Here is a 17,310-nt window from a genome sequence, read left to right on the forward strand (position 1 = left end):
CAAAAAAGATATGCCTCTAGCAGCAAGAATAACAGATATGCACACATGTCCGATGCAAACTCCGGCTTTTCCATCTCCTATTCCTCACGTAGGAGGACCTGTTATCGGTCCGGGTGCGCCGACAGTATTGATAGGAAAACTGCCTGCCGCAGTAGTTGGGGATAATTGTGTTTGCGTGGGACCGCCCGATTCTATAGTAAAAGGATCGTCAACAGTGATGATATGCGGAAAACCCGCTGCGCGTATGGGGGATACTACTGCCCATGGTGGCAGTATAGTTTTAGGTTGTCCTACTGTAATGATAGGTGGATAACAATGGAAGATAAACCATATTTAGGTATAGGCTGGTCTTTTCCTGTTTCTTTCAATAAAAGGGAAGGTGTGTCGATGTCATATGGTGACAGTGACATCAGGGAGAGCCTCAAGATATTGCTGTCAACTATACCCGGCGAACGTATTTTCCGACCCGAATATGGATGCAATATCAGGCAATGGACATTTTCGAGAATGAACCTTTCGGAGAAGACCCGTATTATTAATACGATAGAAATGGCTATACTAGAGGGCGAACCGAGAATAATACTAGAGTCAGTAGATGTGAGCATAAAAGACGAACGTGAAGGTATATTGTGGATAAGCATCGATTATCTGGTCAGTCAGACAAACAGCCGAAGCAATATGGTCTACCCCTTCTATATAAAGGAAGGAACCAACTTATAGAATAATATGAGCAGCAGAGACGGTTTGAGTAGAGACGAGAGGATGAGAAGGATAACTTCGGTCAACCCTTTTGCTGTTATTGACAACAGCAAAGATTCTTTGTTGAACCAAACCTTAGAAGTAGCCCGTTTTATCAGATACTACGATCCTCAAAATGTACATGCCGGCTATTTTGATGAATTGCTGAATGAAATAAAGATGCTGGCAGAATCGGATAGCAAGCCATACTTCGATGGTAGCATGGAACCGTCACAAGCTTTGCTTTATACTTTTCTCGAACAGCTTCATGGAACGACTGAGCTATTCAATGAAAGGTGGAGCAATCTTGCCCGATGGTATCTGAATGATTTTTTAGGCGTTTTGCCTTTATCTACAACGCCGGATAATGTATGGCTCTCCTTTCTTAAGGACAGTTCTACATCCGTGATTCTGAAAAAAGGTACGGGGTTTAGTTTCAAAAGCAATGATAAGAACTTGTTTACTTATCGGCTAACAGAAGATTTGGAAGTACACGATATCGAACTTGTTAATGCCTATTCATTATTCTTCGAGAGGAATAAGAATATTTTGCCTGCGGCACATCTCGGCTTCATAACCTCACTAAAGATTAAAGACTTGTTGAATGATAAGTCGTCGCGTGAAATGATGTTCGGAGATGATAAAAATCCCGTGTATGCTAAAGCGTTAGGCTTAATAATATCAAGCCCTTCATTATTGCTAAGAGAAGGTAAAAGGTATGTGACCATAACATTCAGTCCTGAGGATGAGAAATGGTTAGAACAACAGGGAAAGATACTAAAGAATCTACAACCTAATCTAGGAGACTGGACAGAAGAAAAAATATTATTTGAGTTATTCAATAATGTGTTTTATGTAACTATCAGCACCGCTGATCGTTGGTTAGAGATAGCAAATTATACAGTGAAGAAAGATGGCAAAAATATAGTATTTAAATTTATTCTGTCGGAAGATTTTCCTGCAACAAAAGGGTGTGAACAGGACATTCATCACTTTCAATCAAAATATCCCGCGCTAAGGATATATCCGAATTTCGACGCATGGCTTTACCCTTATTCATGGCTCGAGAATTTTTTATTAGACAAAATTATAATAGAAACTTCGGTAGAGGGTGCGAGCAATGTTTTGGTTTATAATGAACTAGGACGTGTGGATAACTCCAAGCCTTTTATACCGTTTGGGGTGAATACCGAGCGGGGGGCATGGTTTGTTATAGGGAATTATGAAATGAGTCTGAAAGATGTACAGGCTGTAGATTTACATATAAACTGGCTTCAACTGCCCGAAGATGAGAGGGGGTTGTATGGTTATTACAGAGCTTATGATGATGAGATTGACAATCGTTCTTTCAGATTGAAGGCCGATTATCTTGCCGATTATAAGTGGTATGAAATTCCGGCAACAAGACCATTTTATCTTTTTTCGAGTGTAAAAAGGGATGTGGTTGGTGATCCTTTACCCGATGTTAAGTTATCGCTGGAGAATGTGTTGTCCGGGATTGACGTTCAACGAATGCCCATGTCTGTTTATGAAGAAGAAACATATGATTATGATATAAAATCACGGTCGGGTTTTATTCGTTTCGTAATGGATGAGCCTTCAATTGGTTTTGGCGAAAAGCGTTACAGGCACTTATTTACTGAGCAGATGATAAAAAACGCTCTTCGTAAAAAAAAGGAAAAAACGATAAATCCGCCACTAAATCCATTGATAGAAAAAATAAAACTGGATTATCGTTCTCGGGATGTTATCGATCTCAAGAAGCATAATGCTACCAATAATACTGATGTTTTTCAGCTCTATCCTCTAGGATATATATCTGCATTATCGGATGGCAAGTATCGTTCTGTCCCTTTTGTTTATAATCTGGATACCGATGCGAGTGTATTACTATCTTTCCGGAATGTAAAGGGAGGAGAGGTGCTCACCGTCTTTTTTGACTTCTTGCCTGTCAGTAAAGAATGCACAAGGGAAAATATTCCTCAGATTGTATGGTATTGGGGTAACGGATATAATTGGTACGAAGTTTCTCCCAATACGATATTATCAGACCAGACACAAAATATGTTTACTACCGGACATATAAAGATACGGATGCCGGTTGATGTGGATGACTTTTTGCTTGATAGTAATGACCTTTTGTGGCTAAGAGCGGGTGTAAGAAAATACGAAGAAAATATACCAGAGCTTAGAACGATTCATATTAATGTAGTCAAACTGGAGTTAGATACCAGTCTTGAGGATAAATCAGAAGTAAATGACTACGAGAATGAGGGATATGAATTGGTTCCCGAGGCAAAACTACCGGGAATAAAATCCTTTCAGCAAATCTCTCCCTTTTATAGTGGCAGAGATAAAGAGAATGAAACGGATATGCAGATCCGTATATCGGAATACGTTACCCATCGGGGAAAGGCCGTTACCGCAAGAGATTATGAGCGAATTGTATTACAGGCCTTTCCTGATATAGTGAAAGTCAAATGTCTACCCAACTTTGACTGCAAACATAACCGTAAAGGGGTGGTTACATTAGTTGTCATCCCAAAACTCGAAAAATCCGACAACAGAATATACAAGCCGTTAACTTCATCATATTTTATGCTCGAAATAGAAGAATATATATTAAATCATGTTTCCTCATATGTAAAAGATATTGATGTTGTAAACCCTGTCTATGAGGAACTGATGGTAAGATGTGACATCTCATTTTATGAAGATTACTCGTTGGCTATTTGTCAGACACGGCTGAATGAGATTTTAAACCTTATGATAGCACCGTGGCAGGTGAATAAGGAATTACCAGTGTTCGGATATTCTATCAATATGAAGAAAATGTATGATGATATCAAAGCACAAGGCTTTGTGAAAGATATAAACAGATTGTCAATTTTAAGGATAGTAAACGAAAATGATTCTTATAGTTTATATGAATATGGTAAAGGTAATGATATGGTTGTACCTCAGTTCCCTCATGTAATATTCATTCCTGCGGAGAATCATATAATAGGATCGGGCATGTTGCCTGAGTTTGGCATAAACGATATGTCCATAGACAAAACATTTATAATCGGAGTATAAAACAATATATGGCCAGAAGAAACAGACAGACTCTCAAGAAGAGTTTCAGTAACGGACAAAAACCTACAGAAAAGGATTTTGAAAATCTGATAGACTCTACCCTAAATATTCTTGATGACGGATTTTCCAAAAGTCCGGAGTCAGGGATCGAGCTGGCTCCTTTAGTCGGGGAGAAGAGGGTTATAATGTCTGTATTCCGCGAGTCAGGCGATCCTAAGCCTGAGTGGGAATTTTCTGTTGGGATATCGGGTGAGTTGAAAATATGTCGTTATGGAGAAGATTCATCTGTACCTCTTATCATACTCAATACAAACGGGAGTGTAGAGATCGGTCATAAGGAAGATATACACCTGAATGGAATGATTAATATTCCCGGACGGAAGGGTACTTTTGCTCAGGGACATGTTCCTGCTGATGGCAAGTGGCACGACATCACGGAATATCTGGAAGGCGTATGTGCTTTGGAAGTCGTTGCTGCCAGTGGGAGGAGGCATACCGGTAAGCATGCCATACTTGTGGCAATGGCGACCCATTGTTTTGGAAGTAAGCCGAAAATTAAAAAGATCAGATCTCATTATGGCATATTCGGTAATAAACTTAATCTGAGATGGGTGAGGAACGAACTGAAAAGTAAATTACAGGTGAAAAGTATATTCTATTATGGGGACGACATTCAGATTCATTATCAGATAAGTAATCTTTGGGATAATCCTTTAATGGAAAACATATAAGTGATGTTTATAGAAAGACGCGATAAGAATACTAATTATTACAAGGTGTTGCAAAGTCGAACATTGGATTTGCTTCAGCACCTGAGTGGTAATGTCTGGACTGATTTCAATGTCCATGATCCCGGTGTTACTATTGCCGACATATTCAATTATGGATTGTATGAGTTGCATTATATATTTCAGTTCCCTTTCGAAACTTATCTGAGTATAGAAGAGAGGAAAGAATTGGCATATCATAGAAAAGGATTTTTTTCCTCCGGATATATTTTTAGCCATAGTATTGTAACAATTTCAGATTATGAAAGGCTCATAACCGATAGTATAACAGAAGTAGAAGCATGTAGAATTTCTCTGAATGATGATATGCTTTACCATATAGAGGTACAATTGACAGTAGATGCCGATAAGGAGCAAGTCAGCAATAGTATAGAGAGATTATACCATAGCAACAGAAATTTATGTGAAAATTTGGGTGAAATATCAATTGTTAGCCATATTGGAAGCCCCGAAGCTGATAAATTTGAGAATCATCCTCAAACGTTAGGACTAAGACGACCAGACTCTCATCATCCGAAAATGCCCCAAAACTATTATTCTATTCAGAATCATTTTCCTGAATGTTATGGTATCAGTGAGAGGGGTTTTCCCAGTGGAGTAACAGAGGAGTATAAGGCAAAGGTGTCACAGCTGAAAGCTTACCTGTTGATATTCGATTATCTGTTAGCCGATACAGAAAATCAGGCGAAGAATATCGGTGTATTACTCGATTTGTCAAAGAAAATTCCCGATAAAGAGACTTTGTCAATCAATATAAGGAATGTAGAAGAGCTTGTGGATAAGAAACGTATGGAAGCGAGTAATATACATTCCGATGTATTCTGGCATATTCAGAAATCACGTTTTCTGGATGCTCTTGATTCGATCTACGGAGAAGATACCAGAAAGATTTACAACGACATGGATTTGCCATGTCAAAATGAGAAACGTGCCGATATTATATCTGCTTTTCCCGAACTGAACAAGAACCGCTTCCGGTCATTCAATATATTTGATGGGTCTGATAAGATTGCTGGTATAAGACAGACCATTGCGGCAATGTTAGGATATGATGCAAAGGAGGAAATCCCCTTATCCAACTTCTTTGCACATTATCGCCTAAGGTTGCTTGAAGACAGCATATTCTTTACAAAGTATAAATACAAACTAAGTGTAGATATTGTTGAAGAAACTTCTGTAGACGAAATAGAAAAGGTTCAGGAACAAGATATACTATACAAAGAAGAGGACTATAAAGAACTGTCTATGCGGATAAGTATCTTGTGGCATAATCTTCTTTATGAATCATTTCTGGTATATGGCTCCAATATAGAGAATTACAGATTGGTACATCAGCGAGAAAAAGGTTATCTGTTGGTTTTTAAGGTTCCTAGAAGGAATGATTGGTTTGTTATCAGCCCTTTTTATGAAAAAGAGGCACTTATAAAAACAGCAAATCTTTTTTGTCAGTTTATAAGACATTTGAATGTAAAAAGCCAAACTTTCTACCTGATTGAACATATTCTGTTAAATGATGACATAAAGGGAACTCCTGATTATAACAAGTTGACTATTGTGATTCCTCGTTGGGCGAAAGCCATTTACAGTAAGGCGAAGTACGAAGAACTGTTGAGAAATCGTCTTCCGGCACATATTCAGGTTGAGTTCGGGTGGTTTGCAGTCGGTAAGATGTACAAGTTTGAAGAAGTGTATTATAAATGGCGAAAAGCTATTGCCGATAGAAACCAATCGGATATAGTGCGGTTTTCAGGAATTATAAAGAGTATTATCGATAAAAAGTAAAATATGAATACCATTGGTACAATAGCATTTGATTTCAGAATGGAGAATGAAGAATTCGCCCGTTCGCTATATGCCAGATGGGATAGTTTTTTTGCTATCAATTTTGAGAAAATTGCCGATAGGTTGTTAATGAAATATGATATGGATGCTACCGTAATTCATATAAATAAACTTGATATAGACTTAGGATGTATAGCGGAGGATAAATTTGAAGAATACTTTCCCCGCATATTGGAAGAAAGGTTAGAGGAAACTTTGATTCAAATGCTACATGATCCACACCATACGAAAATTTCATCTCTGGCGGAAAAGGATTATCTGTTCGAAATATTGTGTAAGTTTCTGCTTCATGGTTCATTACCGTGGAATGTGGAAAATGAATACAGAGATATAAATCATCTGTTTCTGACCGTATTGCAAAATGAGAGTAAGCGACTGAAAGCCTTTTTGCAGACATACGGACATTATACGAGCTTGCAGGAGCGTTTGGTTTACCAATTGAATGATCCCGGGCTGGAACACGGAGTGAGGTTGTTGGCTCCAGGTGATAGTGTATTTATATGTTCCTATATAAATCTGCTCAAAATCAAATATCGGACATTGGATAATTCTGTCTTGCGTGAATCCGACCACAGAAATGCGACATGGTTAGTTGTTTATGCTTATCTACTTACAAACCGCAGCTCCTATTTCAATAAGAAAAGTTTTATAGTTGCCACAATAGAGCAATTAGCTGCTCGCTTTATCCTGTCGTATGATTATCTTCTTACAGTCGTCGTATCTGAATTGGATATGTGGGCGACAAAGCAATCTATGCCTTCGGGATTGTTTCTGATTTTAGATCAGTTGAGAAAAGAACTTTCAGAAAAGAATTTGGAAAAGTCGCTGATGGATGCCGGCAAACTATATCGGTTGTTATCACTGGAGTTAAGCAATAATAAGAATATCTTGACAGAAGATACCCTAAATATGTTGTTGACGACATTAGCCAATCCGGAGATCTGCCGTCGGTTTTTGCAACAGATGAAAGAAGATCAGATTCTCGGTTTAGTTCCGGTAGTCGTACCTGATAACAGCCGATTTGTTATAGAGTATGCGCAATCCTTAGACAGACAACATGAACATGGGGCACTGCAAGGGAGAGCCGGAAGTGAATTTCGTTTGTTGAAATGGCAGATAATCTTCCCTGTATTATTTGAGAACAGGGGAGTTTCGTTTAACCAAAAGTATTTTGTACGGGGGGTATTAACCCGTGTTGCTGCTCATTACAATATTGAAGTATCAGATATATTGAAATATATATGTTCACATCTTAGCGAATTGGTTTTCAGTACTAACCTCAACACGATTTTTCAAAACCTATTGGCTGAACATCTCATTGGAGAAAATAATAATGAAGTATCTTCTTCTATGGATTCGGTTGTTCGGTCGATAAATGATATTATAAGAAACAGGGTATTAGCCAGTGTTATGGATGTGGCAAATCTGATGTCTCAATTATCGGATTCGAGTAACCGTCGGAAAGTTGTAGAAATATTGTCAGAAGAAGAGCACCATTATCTAGTCTCTCTGATCATTCCTTCCGAAAGCCATTTTATTATACCATATACAATTATATTGGACAGACAACGGAATAATAATGTGTTGGAGGGTAGAACAGGCAGCGGGTTCAGTAAAATAAAATGGAAATTTATTTATGATGTGCTGATTGCCTCCTGTAATCAGGTTTTTAACAAAAAGTATTTTGTTGACAGGATATTGAATAAGATTGCGGCACATTATAATGTCACTATACGAGACCTGCTAGATTATTTTTATAAGGAGAAAGTGTTGGAAAATATTTCTTTCCCTTTCGATTTAGTCAGGGTTTTTAAAGAGTTGGCGATTGATTATAAGTTAAATAGTTCAGACGATAGAAAAAAGGAGAAAAAAGAGAAAGAGAAGAGGAATGCTGAATTTCTGGAAAGCAGAAAGATACTAGAATTATATTTTGGTAGCAACATTTCATATAAAGAACAGTTGAATGAATTGGCTAAGCAATATGATTTTGTCTTATTCATTCGCAGAGCTTTGCATAGTATTCAAATCTTGCAGCATTATCTGGAATCGGAATTAAATATTTCTGTTGATAGGAGAGAGATAATCAGGTATCTAACCGATATATCTAAAAATAGGGTTTCATTGAGTTTAAAAGATATTGTTTCTTATGTTATCAATTTTATAATCAGCAAATTGACTAGCAGCCAACAAGTCTTGTTTATACAGAAAATGGAAAGTCTTGCGGGATCAGATGATTTACTAGCCGGGCAATCCGAACTCATTAATTATAAAAACGACATTATGGAAAAGAATGATTTAATCGACGTTAATAATGCGGGTATAGTTATACTGTATCCTTACTTGCCCCGTCTTTTTTCAATGCTGTCACTTACGGAGCATGGTAATTTTAGAGATAAAAATACCCGTATAAAGGCCATATTCCTTTTGCACTATGCTGTTTGGGAAAGAGAAGAAGCCAGCGAACTAGAACTCGCAATGAATAAGCTATTTGTGGGAATGGAAATCACTGACCCAGTGCCGCAGAAGGTAGAACTGAGTGCTCAGGAAAAAGAAACTGTGACATCGATGCTGAACGGAATATTACAAAATTGGCGAAAACTGCAACATTCATCTATCATGGTATTACGTGAAACTTTTTTAAGAAGGAATGGAAGACTTGAAGAAAAAGAAGATACGTTCTATCTTACCGTAGAGGAAAAAGCATACGATATGCTTATGGATAGCATACCGTGGAATTTCAGAATGGTCAAAATGCCTTGGATGAAGAAACCTGTTATAGTAAAATGGAGATAAGTAATGAATGGGAAAAACAATAATATTAAAACCCGATTGATATGAAAACATATTCCAAACAACCTGAAACAAAATCCGATACCGCACAGCCAAAAGCTTCGAAGCAGGCTTCGGCGCATTATGTCTTGCAAGCCTATAAAGATAAGATAGCGCAACGACAGGAGATAGATGAGGATGAACTCTTGCAGGGAAAGTTCGGTGATGCCGTACAACGAGAAGAGTTTGACGAAGACGAACTGCTGCAAGGTAAATTCGATACTGCTCAACGTGAAGGAATAGACGAAGACGAGTTGTTACAGGGAAAGTTTGATGCCTCCTCTACTGCTCGGCGAGAGGAGGCTACTCAACAACCCCCGACTGAAAACGTGACAGGTATGTCCGACAACTTAAAGTCAGGTATCGAATCCCTTTCGGGCTACAGTATGGATGATGTGCGGGTACATTACAATTCTTCAAAGCCTGCGCAATTGCAAGCTCTCGCCTATGCACAGGGTACGGACATTCACGTAGCACCGGGACAGGAGCAGCACTTGCCTCATGAGGCATGGCATGTAGTGCAGCAAAAGCAAGGGCGTGTACAGCCTACAACCCAGTTGCAAGGGGTGAATGTAAATGATAACGAGGTATTGGAGAATGAGGCGGATGCCATGGGGCGGCGGGCAGAATTTATGAAACAAAAAAGCGAATCAGGGCTGATTAAAGGAAATATAAATCAAACAACTCAGTTAACGCCGATGGATGTAGAAATAGTAGGAATTACACATCTTGTAAAAATAAAAGAAGGTTCTATATTTGAAGGAGAGGAGGAGATTGAAGTTGAAGAGGGAGATAAGATAACAATCGAACCCGAGGAATCTATTTGGTCACGAAGAGGACCAAATCAAGAAGATGAAATAAAAAGAAGTGCAGATGAAGCCGGTGCGCAAATTTATGAATGGTACCTAGTACTTGGAATAGAAGGAAGCTATTATCTCCGTGATGAAACATTTATTGTCCCAAATGAGATTAATATTGTAGGAGATACAATTGAAAGTAAAATAACAGAAGCAAAAGAAAGGGCAACTATAGCTCCAATAAAAAAAAATGCTAAAATAAAATGGGAAGGAATGGATTTAAATGCAAGAAAGCTTTTATTTATGCAAAATTTAGGTATCATTTTTGAATTAGCTGCAAGTGATTATATACATAAAAAGCATACTGGTTATACAATTTTTGAAAGTCTAAAGGAGGGAAATTCTGAATTGGATTTTGTTGTACTTCAAGGAACAGATTTGATTATTTATAGTGCAAAATTAAATCCAAAAGAATTTGCCCCTAAAAAAGATTTACAGCATTGGAGTAATATAAAAAATAAAAATAAAGAAGTTCTTGATTATAAGCATAATAATCTTAAAGGTGCAGATTTTAATATGCCTTTAGTTTTGTTGTTAAGTCCAGAAACTTTTGGAATGACATCTTCTTCTTTCCAAAAATTCATATGGTCTAGTATAGATTCTGATATAAGTTCTACAATAAAAAGTAAATAAAATCAACTTTATTCATGAATGTACACCAATTCTTTTTCTCACACCTCCTCCACACCGCCCTATCCAACTTCCTAGGGCAGGAGAGTGACTACGCCCATATCCAAGATATACCATTGCCCGAAAACGATTGGTTATCTTCCCTTATGGATGGGCAGGAGATGTCATTCGATGAGCAAGTTGTGTTATTACTCGCTTTGACGCCTCATGTCAGCCCTCAAACGCTTGACCCGCTTTTCTTACAAAATAAAAAGCTGGATCGTCCATATACCGAATTCGGCGGATGGAGAGGTACATCGCATCAGGGATTTTTACCGACAGGCGAAACGGCCGCTTTTCTTCTTGCTCACGATAATACCGATAGGCGGCAGGATATTATCAAACTGTTCGAAAGAGATCATTGGTTTCATAAAAAGAACATTCTCCATCTTGAAGGACAAGGCAGAGGTGAACCATTCCTAAGCGGGCGTTTGATAGTATCCGATGAGTTTCTGGCAAAGGTATTACATGACAACAAGTATTGTCCTGATTACAGTTCCGATTTTCCTGCAAAACGGGTAACAACAACATTGGAACGGGGCGATTTGGTCTTGCCTTATAATTTGCAGGAGGATTTGAACGATATATCACTTTGGCTACAAAACGAACAGAAAATCCGTTCACTTTGGCAACTCGATAAGATAATTAAGCAAGGTTATCGCTGTCTATTTTATGGCCCTCCGGGTACAGGAAAGACGCTGACAGCTTCGCTCTTAGGTAAACAACATGGTATGGAGGTGTACCGTATCGACTTATCGCAGGTCGTATCTAAATATATAGGCGAAACCGAAAAGAACCTTGCCAATATATTCGACAGGGCGGAACATCAAAACTGGATACTATTCTTCGATGAGGCCGATGCCCTTTTCGGTAAGCGTACCGATACCAATACGTCGAACGATCGCCATGCCAATCAGGAAGTTGCCTATCTGTTGCAGCGGGTAGAGGATTTTCCGGGGATGGTGATACTTGCCACCAATCTGAAAGAAAATATAGATGAGGCCTTCTTCCGACGGTTTCAGTCCGTACTGTATTTTCCTATGCCTGACGAAAGATTGCGCTATCAGCTTTGGAAACAAATGATACCTGCTGAATGGCTTAGTGATGATGAGTTGTTGCACGTAGCTGCCGAATATAAATTGTCGGGAGGAAGTATGGTGAATGTAATACAAAATTGTGCCATAAGATTATATAGCATGTCACCACCACTTTTGACAAAAGAAATTCTGGAACAGGCTATTGCTAAAGAAGAGTCGAAAGACGGTAAAATGATTAACAAATAAGTGAAACTTTCAACTGAAATCAAATGTGTAGGAATATTATACTTTTTTCGATAACATTCTTCTTTGTTGTGCAAATACAGTTATTAGCACAGGATTCCTCATATGTAGCTTATGAAGATGATCTCTATAAATTAGAAGTTATTATTCAACACGATACTGTTATCGTTCAGGATACTTTATTTATTTCACACTTAAATGATATTACGCACATCTTCGGTATGTCGTTCGAAGAATATTCTAAACGTTTACTTGAATCGGTGGAACAAAAGGATTCAACCGACAGATTATCGCTCGAAAGAATTTACCTCAATTATCTTCTCCCGATGTATTACCCAAGCTACATAAAACATAGATATATAGCACGTAATTATTCTGTTGAGATGACAGATAATTATTTGAAAATGGATATAGAGAATTTGTCTAAGCCTTTATTTCCTTTACAAGATTCATTGGAAATGGATGTTATGCTGATGTGCAGAGGGGATGTGAATACCGATAATTTTCTCAAATCACCATATTATAGTTCTTCATGTCTTGAGCAATTGTTTTTGTCCATAAATGAAACAAGATTAACTAACATAAAAGGAGTAAACCTTTATTTTCCCGATTTTTCATTTAAGGAGAAAAGGGCAATGGCTCAATTTATTAAATCGGCAAGCCTCATTATCGATAGTTGTAATGTAAAATCTATTCGCAACCTTAAACTATATGCCACATTTGATAAAGATAACGGTAAAGATAATTATACTTATTTATTGGGACTGACTCAAATGGTAGATACTGTATTACTTGTAAATACCAAGTCCGTAAATTGGACAAGAGATTCTGTGTTGACTATTAGTAAGATAAATGCAGAAAACGCGTCATGGTGGTCTAAAGTTGAAAACCAGTTTTATTTAGCCCGGTTTAAACTAAAATCGTTTCCTCAAATTAATAAAGATGAAGAGTTAACATCAGAAAATCTTCGTAAGCTTATAAATGCGGATTATCCTCATAATGATTGGGAAAACTATTTTTTTGCGCTCATTGCTATTCTCTTAGTCGTCATTATTGTTTTCATCCTATATCGATTTAATATACGTTTCTCTTATTTTCTGAATAATAACATGACATATTTCTTTTCATTGATAATTATGTTGATTTTAGAAATTTATCTGTTATTTGTATGTATGGTCGAGGCTATGTCGAATGAGAATGTATTTACATTTGGAGGGGACGATAAGAATACATTCCTGCTGCTACCCTTTTTATTTATTTTTATAGTCCCTATGCTAAATATTTTAAGCAAGAGACGAGAGAAACCATAGAGTGATCGCATATTTTTTTTATTGCAAATTAAAAAGGAGAATTACTTAGTATAAAAATAACCGAATGCTGCCGAATCAATTGACAAAGCTACTAGGCTCATTTGATATGTAGGAACCTGATTTTAACGATAAACTTGCATTTTGTTCTGTAAGCTAGATATTTATGATTGACTGCTAGGGGATTTGTCCAAATAAAAGAATTTTATCCTTATAAATTATATCGATTTCTTTTGTTTTTTAATAAATGAAAAAGTAGTTCTTCCAGTAACTATTCATATATTTGGAGTTCACCATTTATAAAAAAATCAATATGATTTATGCAATAATTTTAATCGTGTTAGGGCTTATAGCTATTATATTCAACAAAAGGCCAATAACTAAAAAGGCAGCCATTGCTAAAGCGTGGTTAGCCCCATTGTTTATCATCTGGGGAACTGTAGGAATTGTAATTCTGAGTACCATACGATATAGTGTAATTTATGAGAATGCCACCTATTGGTATTTCCTTATTTTAGGTAGTTCAATAGAAATACTTATAGCTATATTCTTTATTTATAGGTATATTAAACTGAAAAAGAATCCTCTACCAGATGATAGATTATTTTTACTTCAAAGTATCTTAGGTATTGCTGCAATCCTAGTTGGAGTCGCAACTATTCTAGTTAAATAATTATATAGCTAAGTGTTGATTAAAACCAATGCAGCAATGAAAAAATGTCATATTTGATAAGAAAAATTGACAGTGTTTTTTTGCTGATTGGTGTGGCACATTCTTTGAAGTAATGACAGTGTAAGTTTAACTGTTTAATCATTTAATTAATGGAGGATTAGATTATGAATATTATTAGAAGAAACCCAAATTGGTTACCTGATGTGTTCAATGACTTATTCAATAACGATTGGATGCCAAGAACAAATGCTACTGCACCTGCTATTAATATTAGTGAATCGAAAGATGATTACAAAATAGAGGTAGCAGCACCCGGAATGACTAAAGATGATTTCTGTATTCGCTTTGATGAAGAAAATAATCTGGTTATTTCAATGGAGAAGAAAGTAGAACACACAGAAGACAACAAAGAATCTCGTTACCTAAGGCGTGAGTTTTCATATAGTAAGTTTGAACAACGAATGGTTCTTCCAAACAATGTAGAGAAAGATAAGATACACGCTAAAATGGAAAATGGTGTACTGGGCATTTCTATTCCTAAGATTAAGGAAGATAAGATTAAAGACAGTATGAAATTGATTGAAATAGAATAACAGTATTGCCACAGACGAATAATATTAAAATAGAAAAAGCTATCCATTGGATAGCTTTTTCTATTTTAATTAAAAATGTGTATTATCTCTCCTATATTGATTCTCGCTTATCAAGAAGGGTGAGGTTCGTTATCGTTTATCTCTGACAAATGTATATTTCTGCCCTGCCTGAGTCGGCACATCATATTCATATACTTTATTCAAATATGGATGTTGAGGCTTTATTTCTTTAGAGATTAAAGGTTCTTTTATATTCGCTATTGCATATAGGGGATTCGGATTCACTCCTTTTGTATCGATAAGTCCTGTACCTGTTAAAGGTACATATGAACGTAATCGCATATTGCCACCTAATTTGGATAATATACTCACTTTGTCTATTTCTCCATCATTCCATTCCATAGATACTTCAAAACCACCGCGTGCCATTATTCCTTTTACGCTACCTTGTTTCCATATTTTGGGTAAAGACGGCAACAAGTGAATAGCTCCATCGTGACTTTGTAACAACATTTCGGCTATTCCTGCTGTGAATCCGAAATTCCCATCAATTTGGAAGGGTGGATGTGCATCGAACAGATTAGGATAGGTGCGTCCATTGTCATTTCCGGGTTCCACAAGCGAAAGCATGTTAGCTATTATTTTGTAAGCATGGTTACCATCTAGTAAACGTGCCCAAAAGTTTATTTTCCAACCTATCGACCACCCTGTTGCCATATCACCGCGGTATAGCAACGAGTTCTTAGCTGCCTGAAAGAGTTCGGGGTGCGAGTATGGCGAGATCTGATTGCTCGGATATAAACCATATAAATGTGATACATGGCGATGATCGTTTTTCGGATCGTCCAGATCAGCAAGCCACTCCTGTAATTGGTTGTGTTCTCCTATTTGCATAGGGGCTAGGCGTGCAATCATATCTTCGAGTCGTTTGTTGTATGCATTATCATTTGTTTGTAATGTTTTGGATGCGTTCAGCGCGTTATTCAATACATCGAATACAATTTGATTATCCATCGTAGAACCTGCCGTTATACTGGTTTCTTTTCCCGGAGGTCCTTGTTCGGGCGATGTAGAAGGAGCTGATACCATCCACCCGTATATAGGGTGTTCTACTAAAAAATCGAGAAAGAAGTCGGCCGAACCTTTCAATACAGGATAGACTTCTTGTAAGAATACTTTATCTCCTGTATATAAATAGTGTTGCCACATATGTTGGCTGAGCCATGCTCCGCCATTAGGCCACATTCCATAGAACGGTCCGTCGACAGGAGCCGTGATACGCCATATATCGGTATTATGATGTGTTACCCATCCATTAGCATTGTACATTGTTTTGGCTGTTTCTTTTCCTGTTTCGGATAATTCTTTCAGCATTTCGAATAAAGGATAATGTGTTTCGCTGAGGTTGGTTACTTCTGCAGGCCAGTAGTTCATTTCAGTGTTGATATTGATCGTGTATTTGCTATCCCATGGTGGAATAAGCTGATCGTTCCAGATACCTTGCAGAGTAGCGGGCTGACCACCGGGTTGTGATGAACTGATGAGCAGATAGCGTCCAAATTGGAATAACAACGTTACAAGGCTCTGATCTTTCCCATCCTTGAAATTCCTGACGCGTACATCAGTTTCTTCGTTCTCTCTTGTAGATGTACCCAGATTAAGTTCTACACGGTTGAATTGCTTTTGATAATAGTTAATGTGTTCAGTCAAGGCCGTTTCGTAACTTTTGGATAATGCTGATTTTAAAATACTTTCGGCTTTCACTGTCTCATTACCACTTACATTGTTATAATTGACAAAGTTAGATGCGATAGATATGTAGATTGTAACAGAATTGGCATTTTCGACTGTAAGTGTATTTTCACTTGCTTTGATAGTTCCTCCATCAGCTTTTATGCTGGTCTGATTCTCGAATTGGACAACTCCTTTTATTCCCTCGTGATCACTTCCCATACCTTTTAATATCAGCATATTTTCTTTTGCCGTGAGTGTGTGGTTGGGCATAATTGATTCGTAGGTAGCCGTGAAATTGATACTGTTAGCCTTGTCTGCTGTGATACGCATAATAATCGCATCGTCGGTAAAAGAAGTAAATGTTTCCCTGACGAAGGTGATACCATCTACTATATATGAAGTATTAGCTACAGCTGTTTTCAGATCGAGGCTACGATTGTAGTTCGAATAATTATCATGTCCTTTGAAATCTAAGAAAAGGTTTCCTACCAGCTGATATGGCATACCATTGTGAGGTGTGCGTATATTTTTTTCGAGTATATCTTCGGCTTCTTTTTCTTTCCCATCGAATATCAGTTTTCGTACCTGAGGAAGGACTTTTAACATGCTGGGACTATCATTGCGATGAGGACCTCCGGCCCATACTGTTTCTTCGTTTAGTTGTATCTGTTCTCTCGACGGATTACCGTAGACCATTGCCCCCAGCCGGGAATTTCCTAGTGGTAATGCTTCTACCCATTCTTTGGCAGGACGCTTGTACCATAATTTCAGATCATCGGCTTTGCATGTGAATATGCTCAGTAAGAGAATAGCAAAGAGTAAAATATATTTTTTCATAGTATATAGTGTATAATGTGTATTTCCTTTTAAGAAAAAGAAATATATGAATGGCAATATTAGTAAAAAAAGTAGTTCAGACGAA

The 17,310-nt window shown here is 37.4% G+C and carries 11 protein-coding genes and 1 pseudogene; 11 read left to right on the forward strand and 1 reads right to left on the reverse strand.

The genetic code is table 11. The annotated features are described in order from the left end of the window. The first annotated feature begins 10 nt into the window (after positions 1 to 10). From G7Y56_RS04515 to G7Y56_RS04565, 11 genes and pseudogenes are all read left to right on the forward strand, one after another. The gene (locus G7Y56_RS04515) at positions 11 to 313 is read left to right on the forward strand and encodes a PAAR domain-containing protein (protein ID WP_165041457.1); all 303 of its coding nucleotides are present in this window, start codon (positions 11 to 13) and stop codon (positions 311 to 313) included. Positions 314 to 315: 2 nt separating this feature from the next. Further along, a complete protein-coding gene (locus tag G7Y56_RS04520; protein WP_165041459.1) occupies positions 316 to 720 on the forward strand; it encodes a GPW/gp25 family protein in 405 nt (134 codons plus the stop codon). A gap of 6 nt (positions 721 to 726) precedes the next feature. Beyond that, positions 727 to 3,816 carry a baseplate J/gp47 family protein gene (locus G7Y56_RS04525; RefSeq protein ID WP_165041461.1) on the forward strand — a complete coding sequence of 1,030 codons (3,090 nt, stop codon included), beginning with the start codon at positions 727 to 729 and terminating at the stop codon, positions 3,814 to 3,816. An 8-nt stretch (positions 3,817 to 3,824) separates the two neighbouring features. Continuing rightward, positions 3,825 to 4,547 carry a hypothetical protein gene (locus tag G7Y56_RS04530; RefSeq protein WP_165041463.1) on the forward strand — a complete coding sequence of 241 codons (723 nt, stop codon included), beginning with the start codon at positions 3,825 to 3,827 and terminating at the stop codon, positions 4,545 to 4,547. A 3-nt stretch (positions 4,548 to 4,550) separates the two neighbouring features. Next, complete coding sequence (locus tag G7Y56_RS04535) at positions 4,551 to 6,386, forward strand: hypothetical protein (protein WP_165041465.1); 1,836 nt, start codon at positions 4,551 to 4,553, stop codon at positions 6,384 to 6,386. Positions 6,387 to 6,389: 3 nt separating this feature from the next. After that, on the forward strand, positions 6,390 to 9,239 hold the full coding sequence (locus G7Y56_RS04540) for a contractile injection system tape measure protein (RefSeq protein WP_165041467.1): 2,850 nt from the start codon (positions 6,390 to 6,392) through the stop codon (positions 9,237 to 9,239). 41 nt (positions 9,240 to 9,280) lie between these two features. After that, positions 9,281 to 9,901, forward strand: a pseudogene (locus G7Y56_RS18525) (DUF4157 domain-containing protein); the annotation flags it as partial. A gap of 878 nt (positions 9,902 to 10,779) precedes the next feature. Beyond that, on the forward strand, positions 10,780 to 12,084 hold the full coding sequence (locus G7Y56_RS04550) for an ATP-binding protein (RefSeq protein WP_165041471.1): 1,305 nt from the start codon (positions 10,780 to 10,782) through the stop codon (positions 12,082 to 12,084). A 23-nt stretch (positions 12,085 to 12,107) separates the two neighbouring features. Continuing rightward, complete coding sequence (locus tag G7Y56_RS04555) at positions 12,108 to 13,391, forward strand: hypothetical protein (RefSeq protein WP_165041473.1); 1,284 nt, start codon at positions 12,108 to 12,110, stop codon at positions 13,389 to 13,391. 310 nt (positions 13,392 to 13,701) lie between these two features. Then, positions 13,702 to 14,061: a hypothetical protein gene (locus G7Y56_RS04560; protein ID WP_165041475.1), complete on the forward strand. Its 360-nt coding sequence runs from the start codon at positions 13,702 to 13,704 to the stop codon at positions 14,059 to 14,061. Positions 14,062 to 14,225: 164 nt separating this feature from the next. Continuing rightward, on the forward strand, positions 14,226 to 14,654 hold the full coding sequence (locus tag G7Y56_RS04565) for an Hsp20/alpha crystallin family protein (RefSeq protein WP_165021235.1): 429 nt from the start codon (positions 14,226 to 14,228) through the stop codon (positions 14,652 to 14,654). A 129-nt stretch (positions 14,655 to 14,783) separates the two neighbouring features. Here the strand turns inward: G7Y56_RS04565 and G7Y56_RS04570 are convergent, their stop codons facing one another. Next, a complete protein-coding gene (locus tag G7Y56_RS04570; RefSeq protein WP_165041477.1) occupies positions 14,784 to 17,225 on the reverse strand; it encodes a glycoside hydrolase N-terminal domain-containing protein in 2,442 nt (813 codons plus the stop codon). Positions 17,226 to 17,310 lie beyond the last annotated feature (85 nt).

Origin of the sequence: Dysgonomonas sp. ZJ709, from assembly GCF_011039195.1 — a bacterium.
In the GTDB taxonomy this organism is placed as follows: Bacteria; Bacteroidota; Bacteroidia; order Bacteroidales; family Dysgonomonadaceae; genus Dysgonomonas.

Bases quoted from the DNA above. Each gene is read 5' to 3' on its own strand.
- G7Y56_RS04515 (WP_165041457.1), top strand. From the start codon at position 11: ATGCCTCTAGCAGCAAGAATAACAGATATGCACACATGTCCGATGCAA.
- G7Y56_RS04520 (WP_165041459.1), top strand. From the start codon at position 316: ATGGAAGATAAACCATATTTAGGTATAGGCTGGTCTTTTCCTGTTTCT.
- G7Y56_RS04525 (WP_165041461.1), top strand. From the start codon at position 727: ATGAGCAGCAGAGACGGTTTGAGTAGAGACGAGAGGATGAGAAGGATA.
- G7Y56_RS04530 (WP_165041463.1), top strand. From the start codon at position 3,825: ATGGCCAGAAGAAACAGACAGACTCTCAAGAAGAGTTTCAGTAACGGA.
- G7Y56_RS04535 (WP_165041465.1), top strand. From the start codon at position 4,551: ATGTTTATAGAAAGACGCGATAAGAATACTAATTATTACAAGGTGTTG.
- G7Y56_RS04540 (WP_165041467.1), top strand. From the start codon at position 6,390: ATGAATACCATTGGTACAATAGCATTTGATTTCAGAATGGAGAATGAA.
- G7Y56_RS04550 (WP_165041471.1), top strand. From the start codon at position 10,780: ATGAATGTACACCAATTCTTTTTCTCACACCTCCTCCACACCGCCCTA.
- G7Y56_RS04555 (WP_165041473.1), top strand. From the start codon at position 12,108: ATGTGTAGGAATATTATACTTTTTTCGATAACATTCTTCTTTGTTGTG.
- G7Y56_RS04560 (WP_165041475.1), top strand. From the start codon at position 13,702: ATGATTTATGCAATAATTTTAATCGTGTTAGGGCTTATAGCTATTATA.
- G7Y56_RS04565 (WP_165021235.1), top strand. From the start codon at position 14,226: ATGAATATTATTAGAAGAAACCCAAATTGGTTACCTGATGTGTTCAAT.
- G7Y56_RS04570 (WP_165041477.1), bottom strand. From the start codon at position 17,225: ATGAAAAAATATATTTTACTCTTTGCTATTCTCTTACTGAGCATATTC.